Here is an 18,248-nt window from a genome sequence, read left to right as displayed (position 1 = left end):
GTGCGGACCGGAGCGGATGCCGGAAATGGAGTGTGCCTTGCTCATCGGAGTCACCCGCGAGACCGCCCCGCGCGAGACTCGTGTCGCTGCCACGCCGGCCACCGTCAAGCAACTGATCAGCCTGGGTTACGAGGTCGTCGTCGAGTCCGGTGCCGGTCTGGCGTCGGACTTCTCCGACGACGCGTACGCCGAGGCCGGGGCCCGGATCGGGACCGACAGCGAGGCCTGGCAGGCCGACATCGTGTTCGGCGTCAACGCACCGTCGGCCGAGAACATCGGCCGGCTCGCTGAGGGCGCCACGGTGGTCGGGCTGCTCGCCCCGGCACTGAACCCGGACCTGGTCGAGGCGCTCGCGCGGCGGCCCATCACCGCGCTCGCGATGGACGCGGTGCCGCGCATCTCCCGCGCCCAGTCGCTGGACGTGCTGAGTTCGATGGCGAACATCGCCGGCTATCGCGCGGTCATCGAGGCCGCGCACGCGTTCGGCCGGTTCTTCACCGGTCAGGTCACCGCAGCCGGCAAGGTGCCGCCGGCGAAGGTGCTGGTCGCCGGGGCCGGGGTGGCCGGGCTGGCCGCGATCGGCGCGGCCGGCAGCCTGGGCGCGATCGTCCTTGCCACCGACCCCCGCCCCGAGGTGGCCGACCAGGTGCGTTCTCTCGGCGGCGAGTACCTGTCGGTCGAGAGCGCCGAGGCGGAGGTCAGCGCGACCGGCTACGCCAAGGAGATGTCCGAGGACTACAACGCCCGCGCCGCGCGGCTGTACGCCGAGCAGGCGAAGGAGGTCGACATCATCGTCACCACCGCGCTGATCCCGGGCCGGCCGGCGCCCAGGCTGATCACGGCCGAGATGGTGGCGAGCATGCGGCCGGGCAGCGTGATCGTGGACATGGCCGCGGCGAACGGCGGCAACGTCGAGGGCACGGTCGCCGGCGAGGTCGTCGTCACCGACAACCAGGTGACGATCATCGGGTACACCGACCTGGCCGGCCGGCTGCCCGCCCAGGCGTCGCAGCTGTACGGCACCAACCTGGTGAACCTGATGAAGCTGCTGACGCCGGGCAAGGACGGCCAACTGGTCCTGGACTTCGACGACGTCGTGCAGCGCGGCATCGCCGTGGTGCGCAACGGCGAGAAGACCTGGCCACCGCCACCGGTGCAGGTGTCAGCCGCGCCGGCGGCCCCGGTGGGCGCCGCCGCCCGCCCGGTCAAGGAGCCGAAGGTACCGATGCCGGCGCGGGTCAGGTACACGATCGTCGGCGTCGCCGCGGTACTGCTGTTCCTGCTCACCGCGTTCTCGCCGCCACTGCTGCTGGAGCACTTCTTCGTGTTCGCACTGTCGATCGTGATCGGCTATTACGTGATCGGGCACGTGCACCATGCGCTGCACACGCCGCTGATGTCCGTGACGAACGCGATCTCGGGCATCATCGTCGTCGGCGCGTTGCTCCAGGTCGGGCACGCGGACACCACGATCACGGTGCTGTCGTTCGTGGCGATCCTGGTGGCGAGCATCAACGTCTTCGGCGGCTTCACGGTCACCCGCCGCATGCTCGGCATGTTCACCCGATGACCGCCGCCACCGCCGTCCAGGCGGCCTACCTCGTCGCCGCGCTGCTGTTCATCCTCAGCCTCGCCGGCCTGTCCAAGCACGAGAGCGCCAAGGGCGGCGTGACGTTCGGCATCGCCGGCATGGTGATCGCCCTGGCCGCGACCATCGGCTACGCGATCAACGGCCCGGCCGAGTGGCCGGACGGCCTTGCGGCCTCGGGCATCGCGCTGCTGTTCGTCGCAATGGCGATCGGGGCCGTGCTGGGCGTGGTGAAGGCCGTCCGGGTCGAGATGACCGGCATGCCGGAATTGATCGCGATGCTGCACAGCTTCGTCGGTGCCGCGGCCGTCCTGGTGGGCTGGGACGGCTACTACGAGGTCGAGGCGAAGGGCGGCCACCCGGCCGAGTTCGCCGGCGGCCTGCTGCGCATCCACCACGCCGAGGTGTTCATCGGCGTGTTCATCGGCGCGGTCACCTTCACCGGCTCGATCGTCGCGTACCTCAAGTTGGCGGCGAAGATCGACTCCAAGCCGCTGATGCTGCCCGGCAAGAACCTGATCAACCTGGGCGCGCTGGCCGCGTTCGTGGCGCTGACCGTGTTCTTCGTGATCCACCCCAACCTGGCGCTGCTGGTCGCGGTGACCGCGGTGGCGCTCGCGCTCGGCTGGCACCTGGTCGCCTCGATCGGCGGTGGCGACATGCCGGTCGTGGTGTCGATGCTGAACAGCTACTCGGGGTGGGCGGCGGCGGCGTCCGGCTTCCTGCTGAACAACAACCTGCTGATCGTGACCGGTGCGCTCGTCGGCTCGTCCGGTGCGTACCTGTCCTACATCATGTGCACCGCGATGAACCGCTCGTTCATCTCGGTGATCGCGGGCGGTTTCGGCATCGAGGCGTCCGGCGGCGATGACACCGACTACGGCGAGCACCGCGAGATCACCGCCGAGGACGCCGCCGAACTGCTCAAGGAAGCGACGTCGGTGGTGATCACGCCCGGGTACGGGATGGCCGTGGCGCAGGCGCAGTACCCGGTCGCCGAACTGACCCGCAAGCTGCGTGAGCGCGGGGTGCAGGTGCGGTTCGGTATCCACCCTGTTGCCGGCCGGCTGCCCGGCCACATGAACGTGCTGCTCGCCGAGGCGAAGGTGCCGTACGACATCGTCCTGGAGATGGACGAGATCAACGACGACCTGGCCGACACCTCCGTGGTGCTGGTCATCGGCGCGAACGACACGGTGAACCCGGCGGCGGCCGAGGACCCGAGCAGCCCGATCGCCGGTATGCCGGTGCTGCGGGTGTGGGAGGCCCGCGCCGTGATCGTGTTCAAGCGCTCGATGGCGGTCGGCTACGCCGGCGTGCAGAACCCGTTGTTCTTCCGGGACAACACCCAGATGCTCTTCGGCGACGCCAAGGACCGCGTGGAGGACATCATCCGCGCGCTCTGACCCCGCCTTGGGCTCGTCAGTGTTGTCAGTAGGGTGCGCGGTATGGAGTTGCGCCGCCTCGGCACGTCCGGCCTCGTCGTCTCGGTCGTCGGGCTGGGGACGAACAACCTCGGTATGAAGCTCGACGACGAGCAGAGCCGCGAGGTCGTGCATGCCGCCCTGGACGAGGGCATCACGCTGTTCGACACCTCCGACTCCTACGGCGCGTCCGAGGAGCGGCTCGGCCGGCTGCTCGAAGGCCGGCGCGACGACGTCGTGCTGGCGACCAAGTTCGGCAGCGACGTGCGCCCGCGCGGCAACAGCAACGGCGAGGACTGGGGCGCGCGCGGCTCACGGCGGTACGTGCGGCGTGCCGTGGAGGCGTCCTTGCGCCGGCTGCGCACCGACTGGATCGACCTGTACCAGCTGCACCGCCCGGACCCGGCCACGCCGATCGAGGAGACGCTCTCGGCCCTGGACGACCTGGTGCGCGAGGGCAAGGTGCGCTACGTCGGCTCGTCCAACTTCGCCGGCTGGCAGGTCGCCGACGCCGAGTGGGTCGCGCGCACCCGCGGCTTCGAGCGGTTCATCAGCGCGCAGAACGAGTACAACTGGCTGCAGCGCGACGTCGAGGACGACCTGGTGCCGGCGCTGGAGCAGTACGGCATCGGGCTGTTGCCGTTCTTCCCGCTGGCATCCGGCCTGCTGACCGGCAAGTACCGGCGCGGGCAGGCGCCCCCGAACGGCAGCCGGATCCAGGCCTGGGGACGCGAGTCGCTGCTCACCGACGCCACGTTCGACGTCGTGGAGGGGCTCGAGGCGTTCGCGGCCTCGCGCTCGGTCGGCCTGCTGGACGTCGCGATCGGCGGGCTGGCTGCCCAACCTGCCGTCACGAGCGTCATCGCCGGTGCCACGTCCGCTGCACAGGTCGTCGCGAACGTGGCAGCCGGCAACTGGCAGCCGACCCTGCAGGACCTCGCCGAACTCGACGAGCTCACCGCCTGAGCCGGTCTCCTAGAGCGCTTCGACGGGCGGCAGGCCGAACATGGTCGGCGCGTTCTGCACGTGCGCGCGGATGTCGGCACGCGAGCCGTCGGCGGAGTCGACCCACGCGAACAGGGGCAGCTCGACCTCGGGGTTGACGAAGTACATGATCGACTGGCGGTTGTCCAGGCCGTGGTTGCGCACCTGGTGGTACAGCGGCTCGATCGCGCCGCCGGACAGCGCGGTCAGCACCGAGCCTGGCATGATCACGATCTCGTCCGGGCCGGGCAGGATCGGCGTGACGCTCGGGTCGGCCGCGCCGCCGGCGTAGATCTCCAGGCCGGGCGCGTTCGAGTGCAGCACGGTGACCATGTGGCCGTCCTCGTGCTTGTCCTGCAGCAGATCGCGCTCGAGCGGGGTCGGCAGGCAGTAGTTGATCTGCAGGTAGGACGCCTTCTCGAACGCGGGCGCCGTCGCGCCGAACCGGCGCGCGACCTCGGTCAAGATGGCGCCGACCAGCGGGGCCAGCGAGTCGCGCCAGCGCAGGAACGAGTCGGTGAGCGGGCCGATGTCGTCGGCGTTCGGGATCAGGTCCAGCCGGCTCGACCACAGCGTGAAGCATTCGTTCATGTCCGGCCGCTCGGGCGTGATCGAGTACTCGATCCCGAACGGGCGGTAGCCGTAGTTGTGGTCGTCGCTGCCGTGCTTGATCTTTTCCTCGTCAGGACGACCGAAGAACTCGACCGCGGTGCCGATCGCGGTCTGGAGCCGGCCGGCGTCCAGGTCGCTGAGCTTCACGACGGCGTAGCCGTTGTCGAGGATGTCACGGGCCGCCGCGGAAACCGCGCTGCTGACCTCATCGATGGTGTGTGTCACTGCGGATCCTTCCCTGTGGGGAGTCCAGGATGTGAGATGGATGCTTGGGCCACAGCCCGCGTGAACGATACTCACCGCACCGGAGCTTGCGACGCAGGCCGTGCCGTGATCTCAGGTTTGCCGGCTCAGCCGCGTAGGAATGCGAAGGTCGCATTCTGTGCCTCGACCGCGGTACGCAGCGTGTCGACGTCCGGCCCGTGCCGGAGCACTGCGCGCGACACGCTGGGCACGACGTTGCGCAGCGCCGCCCCGAAGATCCGCCGGACGTCGTCGGCGGTCCCGCCCTGGGCCCCGATCCCGGGGACCAGGAACGGGCCGTTCAGCGCGTCCAGCCGCACCGGTGCGGCGCCGATGGTGGCCCCGACGACCGCGCCCAGTGATCCGAGCGGGACGGCCCCGGCGTTGCGTTCGGCCAGTGCCTCGATGACCAGCTGAGCCACCACTTGATCCCCGTCGGCTCGGGCGTGCTGCACCTGCGGCCCCTCCGGGTTGGACGTGAGCGCCAGCACGAAGGCCCCGGTCCCGTACTGCGCGCACAGCTCGAAGGCCGGCTCCAGCGAACCGACGCCGAGGTAGGGGCTGAGCGTGATCGCGTCGACCGCGAGCGGGGCGTCCGGGGCGAGGTAGGCCCGGGCATACGCGGCCATCGTGGTGCCGATGTCGCCGCGCTTGGCGTCGAGCAGGACCAGTGCCCCGGCCGCCCGGCAGGCGCGCACGGTGTCCTCGAGCACCGCGATGCCGGCGGCGCCGTACGCCTCGAAGAACGCCGACTGCGGCTTGACGACGGCCGCGGTGGGCCCGAACGCGGCGGCGCACGTCTCGGCGAATCGGGCCAGCCCGCCGATACCGTCGGGCAGACCCCAGGCCGCGAGCAGCGCCGGGTGCGGGTCGATGCCGACGCAGGTCGAGCCGCGGGCGTCCAGGGCCGCGTCCAGGCGCGCGCCGAAGCTCGTCATACCAGCGCCGCCACGTCGCGGTGGGCGAACCCGACGGCGTCGGCGAGCGAGCCGAAGCCGCGCGCGTCCAGTTCGGCGTCCAGCTCGGCGAGCACCCGCACCGGCGCGAGCGGGTCACCGAAGACCGCGGTGCCGACGGATACCGCGGAGGCGCCGGCCAGGATGAACTGCAGCGCGTCCAGCCCGGACCGGATGCCGCCCATGCCCAGGATGGGCAGGTGCGGCAGCGCCTGGCGCACCTGCCACACGCAGCGCACCGCGACCGGCCGGATCGCCGGGCCGGACAGGCCTCCGGTCACCCCGCCGAGAACCGGGCGCATGGTGTCGGTGTCGATCGCCATGCCGAGCAGGGTGTTGATCAGCGAGAGCCCGTCCGCACCGGCGTCCGCGCAGGCGCGCGCGATCAGCGTGATGTCGGTGACGTCCGGCGAGAGCTTGGCGAAGACCGGCTGGCCGGGGTCGGCGGCGCGGCGGACCGCGCCGATCACCCGCGACGAGGCGATCGCGTCGCAGGCGAACACCTGGCCGCGACTCTCGACGTTGGGGCACGAGATGTTGACCTCGATCATCGAGACCGCGGGGTGGCCGCGCAGCCGTCGCGCCAGCTCGACGTACTCGTCGGTGTGGCCGCCGGCGATCGAGACGACGGTGCGGGCGCCGTGCTCGGCCAGCCAGGCGAGGTCGTGCTCGAGGAACGAGTCGATGCCCGGGCCCTGCAGGCCAATGGAGTTCAGCATGCCGCTCGGCGTCTCGGCCATTCGCGGGGTGGCGCGGCCGGATCGCGGCCGGGTCATGATCGACTTCGTGACGACGGCGCCGAGCCGGGCAACGTCGAAGAACTGGTGCAGCTCACGCCCGGCCGCTGCGCAGCCGGAGGCGGTGAGCACCGGGTTCGGCAGCGTCAGCGGGCCGAGGGTGGTGGTCAGGTCGGCCATCAGTGCAGTCCCATCGCGTCGGCGCCGAGAAGGTCCGGTGGCAACGTGCCGACGTCCGCCCAGCGCACCCGGTCGGCGTCGAAGACCGGACCGTCGACGCAGGAGCGGACGAAGCGGGAGCGGCCGTCGTCACCACGCACGGGCAGCACGCAGGTCATGCACACACCGATCCCGCACGCCATCGACTCCTCGACGGCCACCTGCGCGCGGATGGCGTGCGCCCGCGAGATGTCGCCGACCGCGCGCAGCATGCCCATCGGGCCGCACGCGTACACGACCTCGGCGCCGATGCGTTCGATGGCCGCGGGCAGGGCCTCGGTGACCAGTCCCTTCTCTCCAGCCGACCCGTCGTCGGTGGTGACCGTCACGCTGCCGGCCAGCCGCTTGGCGGCCAGCTCGCCGTACAGCCGGGACGAGGTGGCGGCGCCGAGCAGGAACTCGACCGCCGAGCCCGCCTCGATCAGGCCGGCAGCCAGCGGCAGCAGCGGCGCGGTGCCGTACCCGCCCCCGACGAGCACTGCCGGTGACGGCGCGGACGGCAGCGGGAACGGAGTGCCCAACGGGCCGACGATGTCCAGCGTGTCGCCGGCCCGGCGCTGCGTTATCCACCGGGTGCCGGCGCCGTGCTCGGCCACGACGAACTGGATCGTCCCGGCGAACTGGCCGCTCGGGGTGGCGCCGAGCAGCGCGAAGGCCCGGCGCAGGATCATCGAGGTGTTCTCGCCGCCGACCGCGACGGCGACGAAGTGGCCGGGCGCGAAGCCGGCCGCGATACCCGGCGCGACCACGGTGAACTGGTAGTACGCGCCGACCTTCTGCACCGAGAAGATCTCGGCTGTTTCCTTAACTGGATTGCTCATCGACCGCACCGGCCACCACTCGCAAGCTCGGGTGGCACGATGCCGCCGATCGCGACTTCGTCGCAGGCAATCCGGCTCTTCGCGCAAGCGCTCATCGCGTGGTGGTCACCCTTCCATCCGCCAATCTCTCAGCTGGGCGTGCAGGTCCTGCAGGGAGCGGACGCCGATCTCGCCGCGGGCCTGCTCCTCGATCCCCTGCACCGCGGCCGCCGCGCCCTGGACGGTGGTGACGCACGGGATGCCGATGGCGACGGCGGCTGTTCGGATCTCGTACCCGTCGACCCGCGGCCCGGAGTTGCCCGGCGCGCCGCGCGGGGTGTTGATCACCAGATCCACCTCGCCGGCAAGGATCTTCTCCACCACGTTGCCCGGCCCGTCGCTGAACTTGCCGACGATCTCGGCGTTCACGCCGTTGCGGCGCAGCACCTGCGCGGTGCCCACGGTGGCCAGCACGCGGAAGCCCAGGTCGGACAGCCGCTTGACCGGGAAGATCGCGGCCCGCTTGTCGCGGTTGGCGATGCTCACGAACACCGTCCCCTTGACCGGAAGCGAGCCGTACGCCGCCGCCTGCGACTTCGCGAACGCGGTGCCGAACGTGGCGTCGAAGCCCATCACCTCGCCGGTGGACTTCATCTCCGGCCCGAGGATGGAGTCGACCTGATCTCCCCCCGCGGTGCGGAACCGGTGGAACGGCAGGACCGCCTCCTTCACCGCGATCGGCGCGCCGTCGGGGAGGTTGCCGCCGTCGGCGGACACCGGCAGCAGCCCCTCGGCGCGCAGGTCGGCGATGCTCGCGCCGAGCGCGATGCGGGCGGCGGCCTTGGCCAGCGGCACCGAGGTCGCCTTGGACACGAACGGCACGGTGCGGCTGGCCCGCGGGTTCGCCTCCAGGACGTACAGCACGTCACCGGCGATCGCGTACTGCACGTTGATCAGGCCGCGCACCCCGATGCCCTGCGCGAGCGCGAGGGTGGAGCGGCGCACCGCGGCGATGTCCGCGGCGCCCAGCGTGATCGGCGGCAGGGCGCACGCCGAGTCGCCGGAGTGGATGCCGGCCTCCTCGATGTGCTCCATCACGCCGCCCAGGTACAGGTCGGTGCCGTCGTAGAGCGCATCGACGTCGATCTCGACGGCGTCGTCCAGGAACCGGTCCACGAGCACCGGGTGGTCCTGCGTGATCTCGGTCGCCCGGTTGATGTAGTCGGACAGGTGCTGCTCGTCGTACACGATCTCCATGCCGCGCCCGCCGAGCACGTAGGACGGGCGCACCAGCACGGGATAGCCGATGGCGTCGGCGACGGACTTAGCCTGTTCGAAGCTGGTGGCGGTGCCGTGCTTGGGTGACGGCAGGCCGGCCGCCTCGAGCACCCGGCCGAACGCACCGCGGTGCTCGGCCAGGTCGATCGCCTCGGGCTGGGTGCCCAGCACCGGCACGCCCGCGTCCTTGAGCCGCTGCGCGAGGCCGAGCGGGGTCTGGCCGCCGAGCGTGCAGATCACGCCGAGCACCTCGCCGCTGGACTGCTCGGCCGCCACCACCTCCAGGACGTCCTCGAAGGTGAGCGGCTCGAAGTAGAGCCGGTCGGCGGTGTCGTAGTCGGTCGACACCGTCTCCGGGTTGCAGTTGAGCATGATCGTCTCGAAGCCCGCGGCCCGCAACGCCATCACCGCGTGCACGCACGAGTAGTCGAACTCGATGCCCTGGCCGATCCGGTTCGGGCCGCTACCCAGGATGATCACCTTCGGCCGACCGGTGTGATCGACCTCGGTCTCCTCGTCGTAGGTCGAGTAGAAGTACGGCGTGGTGGCGGCGAACTCCGCCGCGCAGGTGTCGACCGTCTTGTACACCGGACGGATCCCGGCGCGCAGCCGCAACAGGCGCACGCCGTCCTCGCCGGACAGCTCCGGACGCAGCGCGGCGATCTGCACGTCGGACAGGCCGTGCCGCTTGGCCTTGCGCAACAGCCCGGGTGTCAGCGCGGCCGCGTCGGCCAGTTCGCTGCGCAGTTCGGCGACCTGGGCGATCTGGTCGACGAACCACGGGTCGATGCCGGTCGCCGCGGCCACCCGCTCCACCGCGGCGCCCATCCGCAGCGCCTGCTCCACCGCGTACAGCCGCCCGTCGGTCGGCACCGCGGCGACGGCCAGCACGTCGTCGACGTCGCCGGGCAGGTCCGGCCGCGTCCAGAAGCCGGCCGCCTTGGTCTCCATCGAGCGCAGCGCCTTGCCGAGGGCCTCGGTGAAGTTGCGCCCGATCGACATGGCCTCGCCGACGCTCTTCATGTGCGTGGTCAGTACCGGGTCAGCGCCGGGGAACTTCTCGAACGCGAACCGCGGCACCTTGACCACGACGTAGTCGAGTGCCGGCTCGAAGGCGGCGGGGGTCTTCAGCGTGATGTCGTTGGGGATCTCGTCCAAGGTGTAGCCGACCGCGAGCTTGGCGGCGATCTTCGCGATCGGGAAGCCCGTCGCCTTGCTGGCCAGGGCGGACGAGCGCGAGACGCGCGGGTTCATCTCGATCACGATCATGCGCCCGGTCACCGGGTCGACCGAGAACTGGATGTTGCAGCCGCCGGTGTCCACGCCGACCTCGCGCAGCACCGCGATGCCGAGGTCGCGCATCTGCTGGTACTCGCGGTCGGTGAGCGTCATCGCCGGCGCGACGGTGATCGAGTCGCCGGTGTGCACGCCCATCGGGTCGAGGTTCTCGATCGAGCAGACGACCACGACGTTGTCGTTGCGGTCGCGCATCAGCTCGAGCTCGAACTCCTTCCAGCCGAACACCGACTCCTCGACGAGCACCTCGTGCACCGGGCTCGCGGCCAGGCCGCGCGCCACCATCGTGCGCACCTCGTCCGCGTCGCCCTTGCCGGCCAGGCCCGAGCCGAGACCGCCCATCGTGTAGCTCGGCCGGATAACCACCTTGTTGCCGACGGTGGCGGCGAACTCGGCGGCCTCCTCGACGCTGTGGCAGACCAAGGACGCCGGGACGTCCCCCCCGACGGCGCGCACGATCTCCTTGAACCGCTGACGGTCCTCGCCGCGCGAGATCGCCTCGATGTCGGCGCCGATCAGCTCGACCTCGTAGCGTTCCAGGACGCCGGACTCGTGCAGGGCGACCGCCAGGTTGAGCGCCGTCTGGCCGCCGAGGGTCGGCAGGATCGCCTGCACCGGACGGCCGTGCTCGCGCTCGGCGGCGAGCACCTTCTCGACGAACTCGGGCGTGAGCGGCTCGATGTAGGTGGCGTCGGCGAACTCCGGGTCGGTCATGATCGTCGCCGGGTTGGAGTTGATCAGGCTGACACGGAACCCCTCGGCGCGAAGTACCCGGCAGGCCTGGGTGCCGGAGTAGTCGAACTCGCAGGCCTGCCCGATCACGATCGGGCCGGAGCCGATCACCAGGATGTGCTCGATGTCAGTGCGCTTGGGCATCAGGCCCGGCCCTCCAGCAATTCGGCGAAACGGTCGAACAGGTAGGCGGCGTCGTGTGGTCCGGCGGCGGCCTCCGGGTGGTACTGCACGCTGAAGGCCGGCACGTCCCGGGCGCGCAGCCCCTCGACCACCCCGTCGTTCAGGCTGATGTGGCTCACCTCGACCGTCCCGAACTCGGTCTGGCTGGGGGCGTCGGTGTCGGCGGCCACCGCGAAGCCGTGGTTGTGGGCGGTGATCTCGACCTTGCCGGTGGCGCGGTCCTGCACCGGCTGGTTGATTCCGCGGTGCCCGTACCCGAGCTTGTAGGTGTCGAAGCCGTAGGCACGGCCGAGGAGCTGGTTGCCGAAGCAGATGCCGAAGATCGGCACCCGCCGGCGCAGCAGGTCGCGCACCGTCGCGACCGCGGCGTCGGCGGTCGCGGGGTCACCCGGGCCGTTGGCGAGGAACACCGCGTCGGCACCGGTCGCCAGGATCTGCTCGGCCGTGCTCGTGGCCGGCAGCACGTGCGAGGTGATGCCCCGCTCGGCCAGCCGGTGCGGGGTCATCGACTTGATGCCGTAGTCGATCGCGGCGACCGTGAACCGGCGTTCGCCGATCGCGGCGACCAGGTACGGCTCGGGCGTGCTCACCTCGGCGGACAGGTCGGCGCCGAGCATCTGCGGCGAGCTGATGACCTTGTCCAGCAAGGCCTTCGGGTCGGTGTCGATGCTGGAGATGCCGCACCGCATCGCGCCACGCTCGCGCAGGTGCCGGGTGAGCGCCCTGGTGTCGATGCCGCTGATGCCGACGATCCCCTGCGCCTGCAGCTCGTCGTCGAGCGAACGGCGCGCGCGCCAGCTGGACACCCGCCGCGCCGGATCGCGCACCACGTACCCCGCGACCCAGATGCGGCCGGACTCCGCGTCCTCGTCGTTCACGCCGGTGTTGCCGATGTGCGGCGCGGTCTGCACCACGACCTGCCGGTGGTAGGACGGGTCCGTGAGCGTCTCCTGGTAGCCGGTCATCCCGGTGTTGAAGACGGCCTCGCCGAACGTCTCGCCCGCGGCGCCGTATGCCTCGCCGGTGAACGTGCGGCCGTCCTCCAGCACGAGGATCGCTGTCATGTCCGGGCCCCCTTCGTCGTCTCGATCGTCCGAACCCACTGCGGATAGCTGCTCTTGTCGTCGGCGCGGAACCCGGTGTCCAGCTGGGCGTCGCCGAGGCGCCACGAGATCACCAGCAGTCCGCCGATGCCGACGACCTTGTTCGCCAGGCCGGGGGCCAGGCGCGCGCCGGTGATCGCGGCGGCGGGAAGGAACAGCGGTGCGGCGCCGTCGCGCTCGAGCAGGACACCGGCCTCGTGCAGCGCAATGCTCGCGCCCGAGCGCATGCCGAGCCCGCCGTGCACCACCCGGTCCTGCCAGCTCGTGGCGTACGCGGTGCCGACGTACTCGCCGTCCAGCGCGTCCAGGCGCCGCGCGCCGAGGTCCGCCGGCGGCGCGGGCAGTTCGGGCAGGTCCGCCTGGCGCCGCTCCCGGTTGCGCCAGCCGAGCCACATGCCGGCCAGGGCGAGCACGACCAGCCCGAGGCAGATGAGCACCAGCCACAGCCGCGTCATGCGGCCCTCACGCCGGGATGCCGTTGACGAGCTTGCCGTCCAGGACGGTGGGGCGGCCGCGCAGGAAGGTGGCCCGGACGGCGGCCGGCAGCGTGCGGCCGGCGAACGGGGTGTTCCGCGAGCGGGACACCAGCGCGTCGGGGTCGACCAGTTGGCTCGCGGCCGGGTCCACGAGCGTGACGTTCGCCGGCTCGCCGCGCTGCAGCGGGCGGCCGTGCCCGGCCACCCGGCCGATCCGGGCCGGGCGCAGGCTCATCCGGTCGGCGACGCCGGCCCAGTCCAGCAGTCCGGTCGCGACCATCGTCTCGGCGACCACGCCGAGCGCGGTCTGCAGGCCGAGCATCCCGAACGCGGCGTCGGCGAACGCGTGGTCCTTGTCGTGCGCGGCATGCGGCGCGTGGTCGGTCGCGACCGCGTCGATGGTGCCGTCGGCCAGCCCGGCCCGCAGCGCCGCGACGTCGTCGGCCGGCCGCAGCGGCGGGTTGACCTTGTACAACGGGTCGTACCCGGCGAGCAGGTCGCAGGTGAGCAGCAGGTGGTGCGGCGTGACCTCGGCGGTCACCTCGATCCCGCGCGCCTTGGCCCACCGGATCACCTCGACCGTGCCTGCGGTCGAGACGTGGCACACATGCAGCCGCGAGCCGGTGTGCTCGGCGAGCATCACGTCGCGCGCGACGATCGACTCCTCGGCGACGGCCGGCCAGCCGGGCAGGCCGAGCCGGCCGGACACCTCGCCCTCGTGACAGCAGGCCGCCGCGTCGGCCAGCCGCGGGTCCTGCGCGTGCTGCGCGATCACCGCGTCGAACGGCTTGACGTACTCGAGCGCGCGGCGCATCAGCCGTGCGTCGTGCACGCACGCACCGTCGTCGCTGAACACCCGCACCGCGGCGGCCGATCGGGCCATCGTCGCGATCTCGGCCAGCGTCTCGCCGCGCAGTCCGGCCGACACGGCACCGACCGGGCGGACCTCGACCAGCCCGGCGTACTCACCCAGCCGCGCCACCTGCTCGACGATCTCGGCGCGGTCGGCGACCGGGTTCGTGTTCGCCATCGCGTGCACGGCCGTGAAGCCGCCGAGCGCGGCGGCAGCGGACCCGGACGCGATCGTCTCGGCGTCCTCGCGCCCGGGTTCGCGCAGATGGGTGTGCAGGTCGACCAGGCCGGGCAGCAGCACGAGCCCGTCCGCGTCGAGCACCTCGGCAGCGCCGCGGGCCAGGTCCGTCCCGAGTTCGGCGAGGACGCCGTTGTCGATCAGCACGTCCGTCGGCGCGCCACCGAGCGGGGCCACGTTCTTGAGCAGGTAGCTCACTTCGCCTCCTCCAGGACCGGCTCGTCGGCGCCGGACAGCAGCCGGTAGAGCACCGCCATCCGGACCGCCACCCCGGCCTGCACCTGGTCGAGCACCACCGACCGCGCGCCGTCCGCGGCGGCCGAGGAGATCTCCAGACCGCGGTTCATCGGCCCCGGGTGCAGGATCGGCGCATGCTCGGCCAGCAGGTCGAGGCGCTGCGGCGACAGCCCGTAGCCGATCGCGTACTCGCGCTCGGTGGCGAAGTAGCCACCGCTCATCCGCTCACGCTGTACCCGCAGCATCATCACCGCGTCGACGTCACCGAACGCCTTGCCGGACAGCGTGGCGTCCAGGTCCCAACTGGTCTCGCACGGCCAGCTGCCGACGCCGGACGGCATCAGGGTCGGCGGCGCCACCAGCGTGACGCGGGCGCCGAGAGTGGCCAGCAGCAGCACGTTCGAGCGCGCCACCCGGCTGTGCGTGATGTCCCCGACGATGACAACGTGCCGGTCGTCCAGTTCGCCCAGCCGCGCCCGCAGCGAGTACGCGTCCAGCAGCGCCTGGGTGGGGTGCTCGTGGGTACCGTCGCCGGCGTTGACCACGTGGCAGCCGACCCACTGGGCGATGCGCTGCACGGCACCGGACGCGTTGTGCCGCACCACCAGCGCGTCGACTCCCATCGCGGCGACGGTGAGCACCGTGTCGCGCAGGCTCTCGCCCTTGCTCACGCTCGAGCCCTTCGCGCTGACGTTGATCACGTCGGCCGACAGCCACTTGCCGGCGATCTCGAACGACGAGCGGGTCCGGGTGGAGTCCTCGAAGAACAGGTTGACGACGGTCCGTCCACGTAGCGGCGGCAGCTTCTTCACCTCGCGGTTCTGGATCGCGTGCATCTCACGCGCGGTGTCCAAGATCGCGTTCGCCTCGTCCCGGCTCAGGTCGGCCGCCGACAGCAGGTGCTTCACCGGGCACCGCCCGCGCTCGCCGTGCCCGCTACGGTCACCGCGTCGGTCACGCTCACCGCATCCACGCCGTCGACCTCGGTGAGCTGCACGCGCACCTGCTGGTGCGCGGCGGTCGGGACGTTCTTGCCGACGTAGTCGGCGCGGATCGGCAGCTCACGGTGACCGCGGTCCACGAGCGCGGCCAGCTGCACGGCCCGGGGCCGGCCGAGGTCGCGCAACGCGTCCAGCGCGGCCCGGATCGTCCGTCCGGAGTAGAGCACGTCGTCGACCAGGACGACGGTGCGCGCGCTGATCCCGCCCTCGGGCTCGACGGTCTGCCCGAGCGGTCGGACGCCGCGCATCCGCAGGTCGTCGCGGTACATGGTGACGTCCAGCGAGCCGACCGGCAGCCGCACGCCGGTGAAGATCGCGATGCGCTCGGCCAGCCGCTCGGCAAGCGGGACGCCGCGGGTCGGGATCCCGAGCAGCACGGCGTCGAAGCCTGATTTGGCCGTGTTCTCGATGATCTGGTGGGCGATCCGGTCGATCACCCGGGCGACGTCAGCCGCGCTCAGGAACGGCGCTGCCGCTTGCGGTGCCTCGGATTCGGGCACGCGGGCATGACTGGTCACGCTGACCTCCTTGTCCGCCTCACTGGACGGGCCTTTAAAGGATGTCTGTCGCGCTCACTCTAACAGCGCCACCGGTGGTCGATCGCGCAGGACGCGCGCGAGCACGCCGTTCACGAACCGGGGCGACTCGTCGGTGGACAGCGACTTGGCCAGCTCGACCGCCTCGTCGATCGTCACCGCGTCCGGGACGTCCTCGCGCCAGAGCAGCTCGTACACACCTAGCCGCAGCACGGCGCGGTCGACACCGGGCATCCGCGGGATCGTCCAGCCTTCGGCGTACTCGGCGAGGATCTCGTCGATCCGGACCCGGTTCGCCTCGATGCCCTCGACCAGCGCGACCGTGTACTCGTTCACCGGGGGGTCGGCGAGCGCGATGCGCTCGGCCAGGGTCGTCGTGGCGGGCACGCCGCGTGCATCGGATTCGTACAGCACGTCCACTGCCCGCTTGCGGGCCTTGCTGCGTGCAGCCACTAGCTGTTGACGCGGCCCAGGTAGCGACCGTCGCGGGTGTCGACCTTGACCTTCTCGCCGGTCGAGACGAACAGCGGCACCTGGATCTCGGCGCCGGTCTCCAGCGTGGCGGGCTTGGTGCCGCCGGTGGACCGGTCCCCCTGCAGGCCGGGGTCGGTGTGGCTGATCACGAGCTCGACACTGGTCGGCAGTTCGATGTAGAGCGCGACGCCCTCGTGCACGGCGACCACAGCCTCGGCGTTGTCGAGCAGGTAGTTCGCGGCATCGCCGACAGTCTCGGCGGGCACGTGCAGTTGCTCGTACGTCTCGCCGTCCATGAAGACGAAGTCGGTGCCCTCCTTGTACAGGTAGGTCATCGCGCGCTTGTCGACCGTGGCGGTCTCGACCTTCGTCCCGGCATTGAACGTCTTGTCCACGACCTTGCCGGAGAGCACGTTCTTCAACGTCGTGCGGACGAACGCGCCGCCCTTGCCCGGCTTGACGTGCTGGAACTCCACGACGGTCCAGAGTTGGCCGTCCAGGTTGAGGACCAGGCCGTTCTTCAGGTCGTTGGTTGTTGCCACGACTGCGCTCGTCTCCTTGGTGTCATGCTCGCTGCCGGGCACCAACTGGTGCGGCCAACCGTGCAGTCTACTGACCGCGGGCCGCGGCCGGCTCGGGCATAGCATCTGCCGGTGACCCGGACCGGCGAGCAGGCGGCGGTCGGCCTGCGCTCGCAGCGCGGGCCGGTGCTGATCGCGGTCATGCTCAGCACCGGGCTGGTCGCGCTGGACAGCACGATCATCGCGACCGCGGTGCCGTCGATCGTCACCGACCTCGGTGGCTTCGCGCAGTACCCCTGGCTGTTCTCGATCTACCTGCTCACCCAGGCCGTCACCGTCCCGCTGTACGGCAAGTTCGCCGACGTGCTGGGCCGCAAGCCGGTGATGTTCTTCGGCATCGGGGTGTTCCTGCTCGGCTCGGTGCTCTGCGGGTTCGCGTGGAACATGCTCAGCCTGATCGTCTTCCGCGGGGTGCAGGGCATCGGCGCCGGCGCGGTGCTGCCGATCAGCGTGACGATCATCGGCGACATCTACAGCGTGCAGGAGCGCGCGCGGGTGCAGGGTTACACGGCGAGCGTGTGGGGCGCGGCATCGGTGCTCGGGCCGACGCTCGGCGGCGTCTTCTCCGAGTACCTGTCCTGGCGCTGGATCTTCTTCGTCAACGTCCCCGTCGGCGCGCTGGCGGTGTGGATGCTGGCCGGTCACCTGCACGAACAGGTGATCCGGCGGCGGCACCGCATCGACGCGGCCGGCGCCGCCCTGCTCACCGCCGGTTGCACGCTGCTGATCCTGGGTCTGCTCGAGGGCGGTGTCAGCTGGGCGTGGGCGTCCGCGCCGAGCGCGGCGGTGTTCGCCTGCGCGGCGCTGCTGATCGTGGCGTTCGTCGCGGTCGAGATGCGCGCCGCCGAGCCGGTGCTGCCGATGTGGGTCTTCGGCTACCGCACGCTCAACGGCGGGAACGTGTCGGCGCTGATGGTCGGCGTCGTGCTCATCGGGCTCAGCTCGTACGTCCCCACCTTCGCCCAGGGCGTGCTGCACACCGGGCCGCTGATCGCCGGGTTCGTCCTGGCCGCGATGAGCGTGGGCTGGCCGATCGCGTCGGCGCTGTCCGGCCGTGCCTACATGCGGATCGGCTTCCGGGACACCGCGGCGATCGGTGCGGTGGTGCTGGTCGCCGGTGCGATCGCCTGCCTGCTGCTGCCGCAGCACACCCACCTGATCGTGCTCGCCGGCGCCTGCTTCCTCGTCGGCGCCGGTCTCGGCCTGAACTCCACGCCGGTGCTCGTCGCGCTGCAGTCGGTCGTCGGCTGGGACCGCCGCGGCGTGGTGACCGGCACCAACATGTTCTTCCGGTCGATGGGCAGCGCGGTCGGCGCCGCTGTCTTCGGTGCCATCGCGAACACCACGCTCACCGACCGCTTCGCGCATCCGCCGCCCGGGTTGTCCGGGCACCTGCCGCGCAGCGCCGACGCGACCGCCCTGGTGCTGAACCATCGCGGCAGCGAGACGGCGGCTGTCGGCCAGTACGTCCGGGCAAGCCTGTACCAGGCCACGCACTACGTGTTCGCGGCGTTGCTCGTCGCGTCCGCGCTGTGCCTGCTGGCCGTGCTGGCGATGCCCCGCAAGACCGTTGCGCTCGATCCCACCGGTACGGCCGCTCCCCCCACCCCGTGACGTGGTCTGCGCGCCTTCCCCCACCCGGTGACGGGATTTCGGGGCGAAATCCGGTCACCCGGTGGGGGAAGCGGGTGCAGCTGC

The 18,248-nt window shown here is 71.3% G+C and carries 16 protein-coding genes; 4 read left to right on the top strand and 12 right to left on the bottom strand.

The window, feature by feature from the left end; translation table 11 throughout:
* Positions 1 to 37: 37 nt before the first annotated feature.
* Genes M6B22_RS20670 through M6B22_RS20660 form a run of 3 tightly spaced genes read left to right on the top strand, consistent with a single transcriptional unit; the run spans position 38 to position 3,978 of the window.
* Entirely contained in the window at positions 38 to 1,570 is a 1,533-nt protein-coding gene (locus tag M6B22_RS20670) for a Re/Si-specific NAD(P)(+) transhydrogenase subunit alpha (protein WP_269443461.1), read from the top strand.
* Positions 1,567 to 2,994 carry a Re/Si-specific NAD(P)(+) transhydrogenase subunit beta gene (pntB, locus tag M6B22_RS20665; RefSeq protein ID WP_269443460.1) on the top strand — a complete coding sequence of 476 codons (1,428 nt, stop codon included), beginning with the start codon at positions 1,567 to 1,569 and terminating at the stop codon, positions 2,992 to 2,994. Before M6B22_RS20670 ends, pntB begins: the two co-directional genes overlap by 4 nt.
* Positions 2,995 to 3,036: 42 nt before the next feature.
* Positions 3,037 to 3,978: an aldo/keto reductase gene (locus tag M6B22_RS20660; RefSeq protein ID WP_269443459.1), complete on the top strand. Its 942-nt coding sequence runs from the start codon at positions 3,037 to 3,039 to the stop codon at positions 3,976 to 3,978.
* Positions 3,979 to 3,987: 9 nt separating this feature from the next.
* On the opposite strand, the gene M6B22_RS20655 is transcribed toward M6B22_RS20660, so the two are convergent.
* From M6B22_RS20655 to efp, 12 genes are all read right to left on the bottom strand, one after another.
* Positions 3,988 to 4,833, bottom strand: a complete 846-nt coding sequence (locus tag M6B22_RS20655; RefSeq protein WP_269443458.1) for a 2OG-Fe(II) oxygenase family protein — start codon at positions 4,831 to 4,833, stop codon at positions 3,988 to 3,990.
* Between the two features lie 125 nt (positions 4,834 to 4,958).
* Positions 4,959 to 5,789 (bottom strand): orotidine-5'-phosphate decarboxylase, encoded by an 831-nt coding sequence (gene pyrF / locus M6B22_RS20650; protein ID WP_269443457.1) that lies wholly within the window; start codon positions 5,787 to 5,789, stop codon positions 4,959 to 4,961.
* Complete coding sequence (locus tag M6B22_RS20645) at positions 5,786 to 6,724, bottom strand: dihydroorotate dehydrogenase (protein WP_269443456.1); 939 nt, start codon at positions 6,722 to 6,724, stop codon at positions 5,786 to 5,788. The genes pyrF and M6B22_RS20645 overlap by 4 nt, the downstream gene beginning before the upstream one ends.
* On the bottom strand, positions 6,724 to 7,584 hold the full coding sequence (locus M6B22_RS20640; RefSeq protein WP_269443455.1) for a dihydroorotate dehydrogenase electron transfer subunit: 861 nt from the start codon (positions 7,582 to 7,584) through the stop codon (positions 6,724 to 6,726). Before M6B22_RS20640 ends, M6B22_RS20645 begins: the two co-directional genes overlap by 1 nt.
* Before the next feature lie 105 nt (positions 7,585 to 7,689).
* The gene (gene carB, locus M6B22_RS20635) at positions 7,690 to 11,013 is read right to left on the bottom strand and encodes a carbamoyl-phosphate synthase large subunit (protein WP_269443454.1); all 3,324 of its coding nucleotides are present in this window, start codon (positions 11,011 to 11,013) and stop codon (positions 7,690 to 7,692) included.
* Positions 11,013 to 12,116: a glutamine-hydrolyzing carbamoyl-phosphate synthase small subunit gene (gene carA / locus M6B22_RS20630; RefSeq protein WP_269443453.1), complete on the bottom strand. Its 1,104-nt coding sequence runs from the start codon at positions 12,114 to 12,116 to the stop codon at positions 11,013 to 11,015. The genes carB and carA overlap by 1 nt, the downstream gene beginning before the upstream one ends.
* The gene (locus M6B22_RS20625) at positions 12,113 to 12,610 is read right to left on the bottom strand and encodes a PH-like domain-containing protein (RefSeq protein WP_269443452.1); all 498 of its coding nucleotides are present in this window, start codon (positions 12,608 to 12,610) and stop codon (positions 12,113 to 12,115) included. The genes carA and M6B22_RS20625 overlap by 4 nt, the downstream gene beginning before the upstream one ends.
* A 7-nt stretch (positions 12,611 to 12,617) precedes the next feature.
* Complete coding sequence (locus M6B22_RS20620) at positions 12,618 to 13,919, bottom strand: dihydroorotase (RefSeq protein WP_269443451.1); 1,302 nt, start codon at positions 13,917 to 13,919, stop codon at positions 12,618 to 12,620.
* Positions 13,916 to 14,866, bottom strand: coding sequence for an aspartate carbamoyltransferase catalytic subunit (locus tag M6B22_RS20615; RefSeq protein ID WP_269443450.1), 951 nt, complete (start codon positions 14,864 to 14,866; stop codon positions 13,916 to 13,918). Before M6B22_RS20615 ends, M6B22_RS20620 begins: the two co-directional genes overlap by 4 nt.
* Positions 14,863 to 15,477, bottom strand: a complete 615-nt coding sequence (pyrR, locus tag M6B22_RS20610; RefSeq protein ID WP_269443449.1) for a bifunctional pyr operon transcriptional regulator/uracil phosphoribosyltransferase PyrR — start codon at positions 15,475 to 15,477, stop codon at positions 14,863 to 14,865. Before pyrR ends, M6B22_RS20615 begins: the two co-directional genes overlap by 4 nt.
* A gap of 54 nt (positions 15,478 to 15,531) precedes the next feature.
* On the bottom strand, positions 15,532 to 15,948 hold the full coding sequence (gene nusB, locus M6B22_RS20605) for a transcription antitermination factor NusB (protein ID WP_269443448.1): 417 nt from the start codon (positions 15,946 to 15,948) through the stop codon (positions 15,532 to 15,534).
* Positions 15,948 to 16,511: an elongation factor P gene (gene efp / locus M6B22_RS20600; RefSeq protein ID WP_269443447.1), complete on the bottom strand. Its 564-nt coding sequence runs from the start codon at positions 16,509 to 16,511 to the stop codon at positions 15,948 to 15,950. Before efp ends, nusB begins: the two co-directional genes overlap by 1 nt.
* 111 nt (positions 16,512 to 16,622) lie before the next feature.
* On the opposite strand from efp, the gene M6B22_RS20595 reads away from it, so the two are divergent.
* Complete coding sequence (locus tag M6B22_RS20595) at positions 16,623 to 18,164, top strand: MDR family MFS transporter (protein ID WP_269443446.1); 1,542 nt, start codon at positions 16,623 to 16,625, stop codon at positions 18,162 to 18,164.
* Positions 18,165 to 18,248 lie beyond the last annotated feature (84 nt).

Origin of the sequence: Jatrophihabitans cynanchi (genome assembly GCF_027247405.1) — a bacterium.
GTDB classification, from domain to species: domain Bacteria; phylum Actinomycetota; class Actinomycetes; order Mycobacteriales; family Jatrophihabitantaceae; genus Jatrophihabitans_B; species Jatrophihabitans_B cynanchi.
Note: the sequence above shows the minus strand (reverse complement) of the source record. Positions and strands in the feature narration are given on the sequence as shown.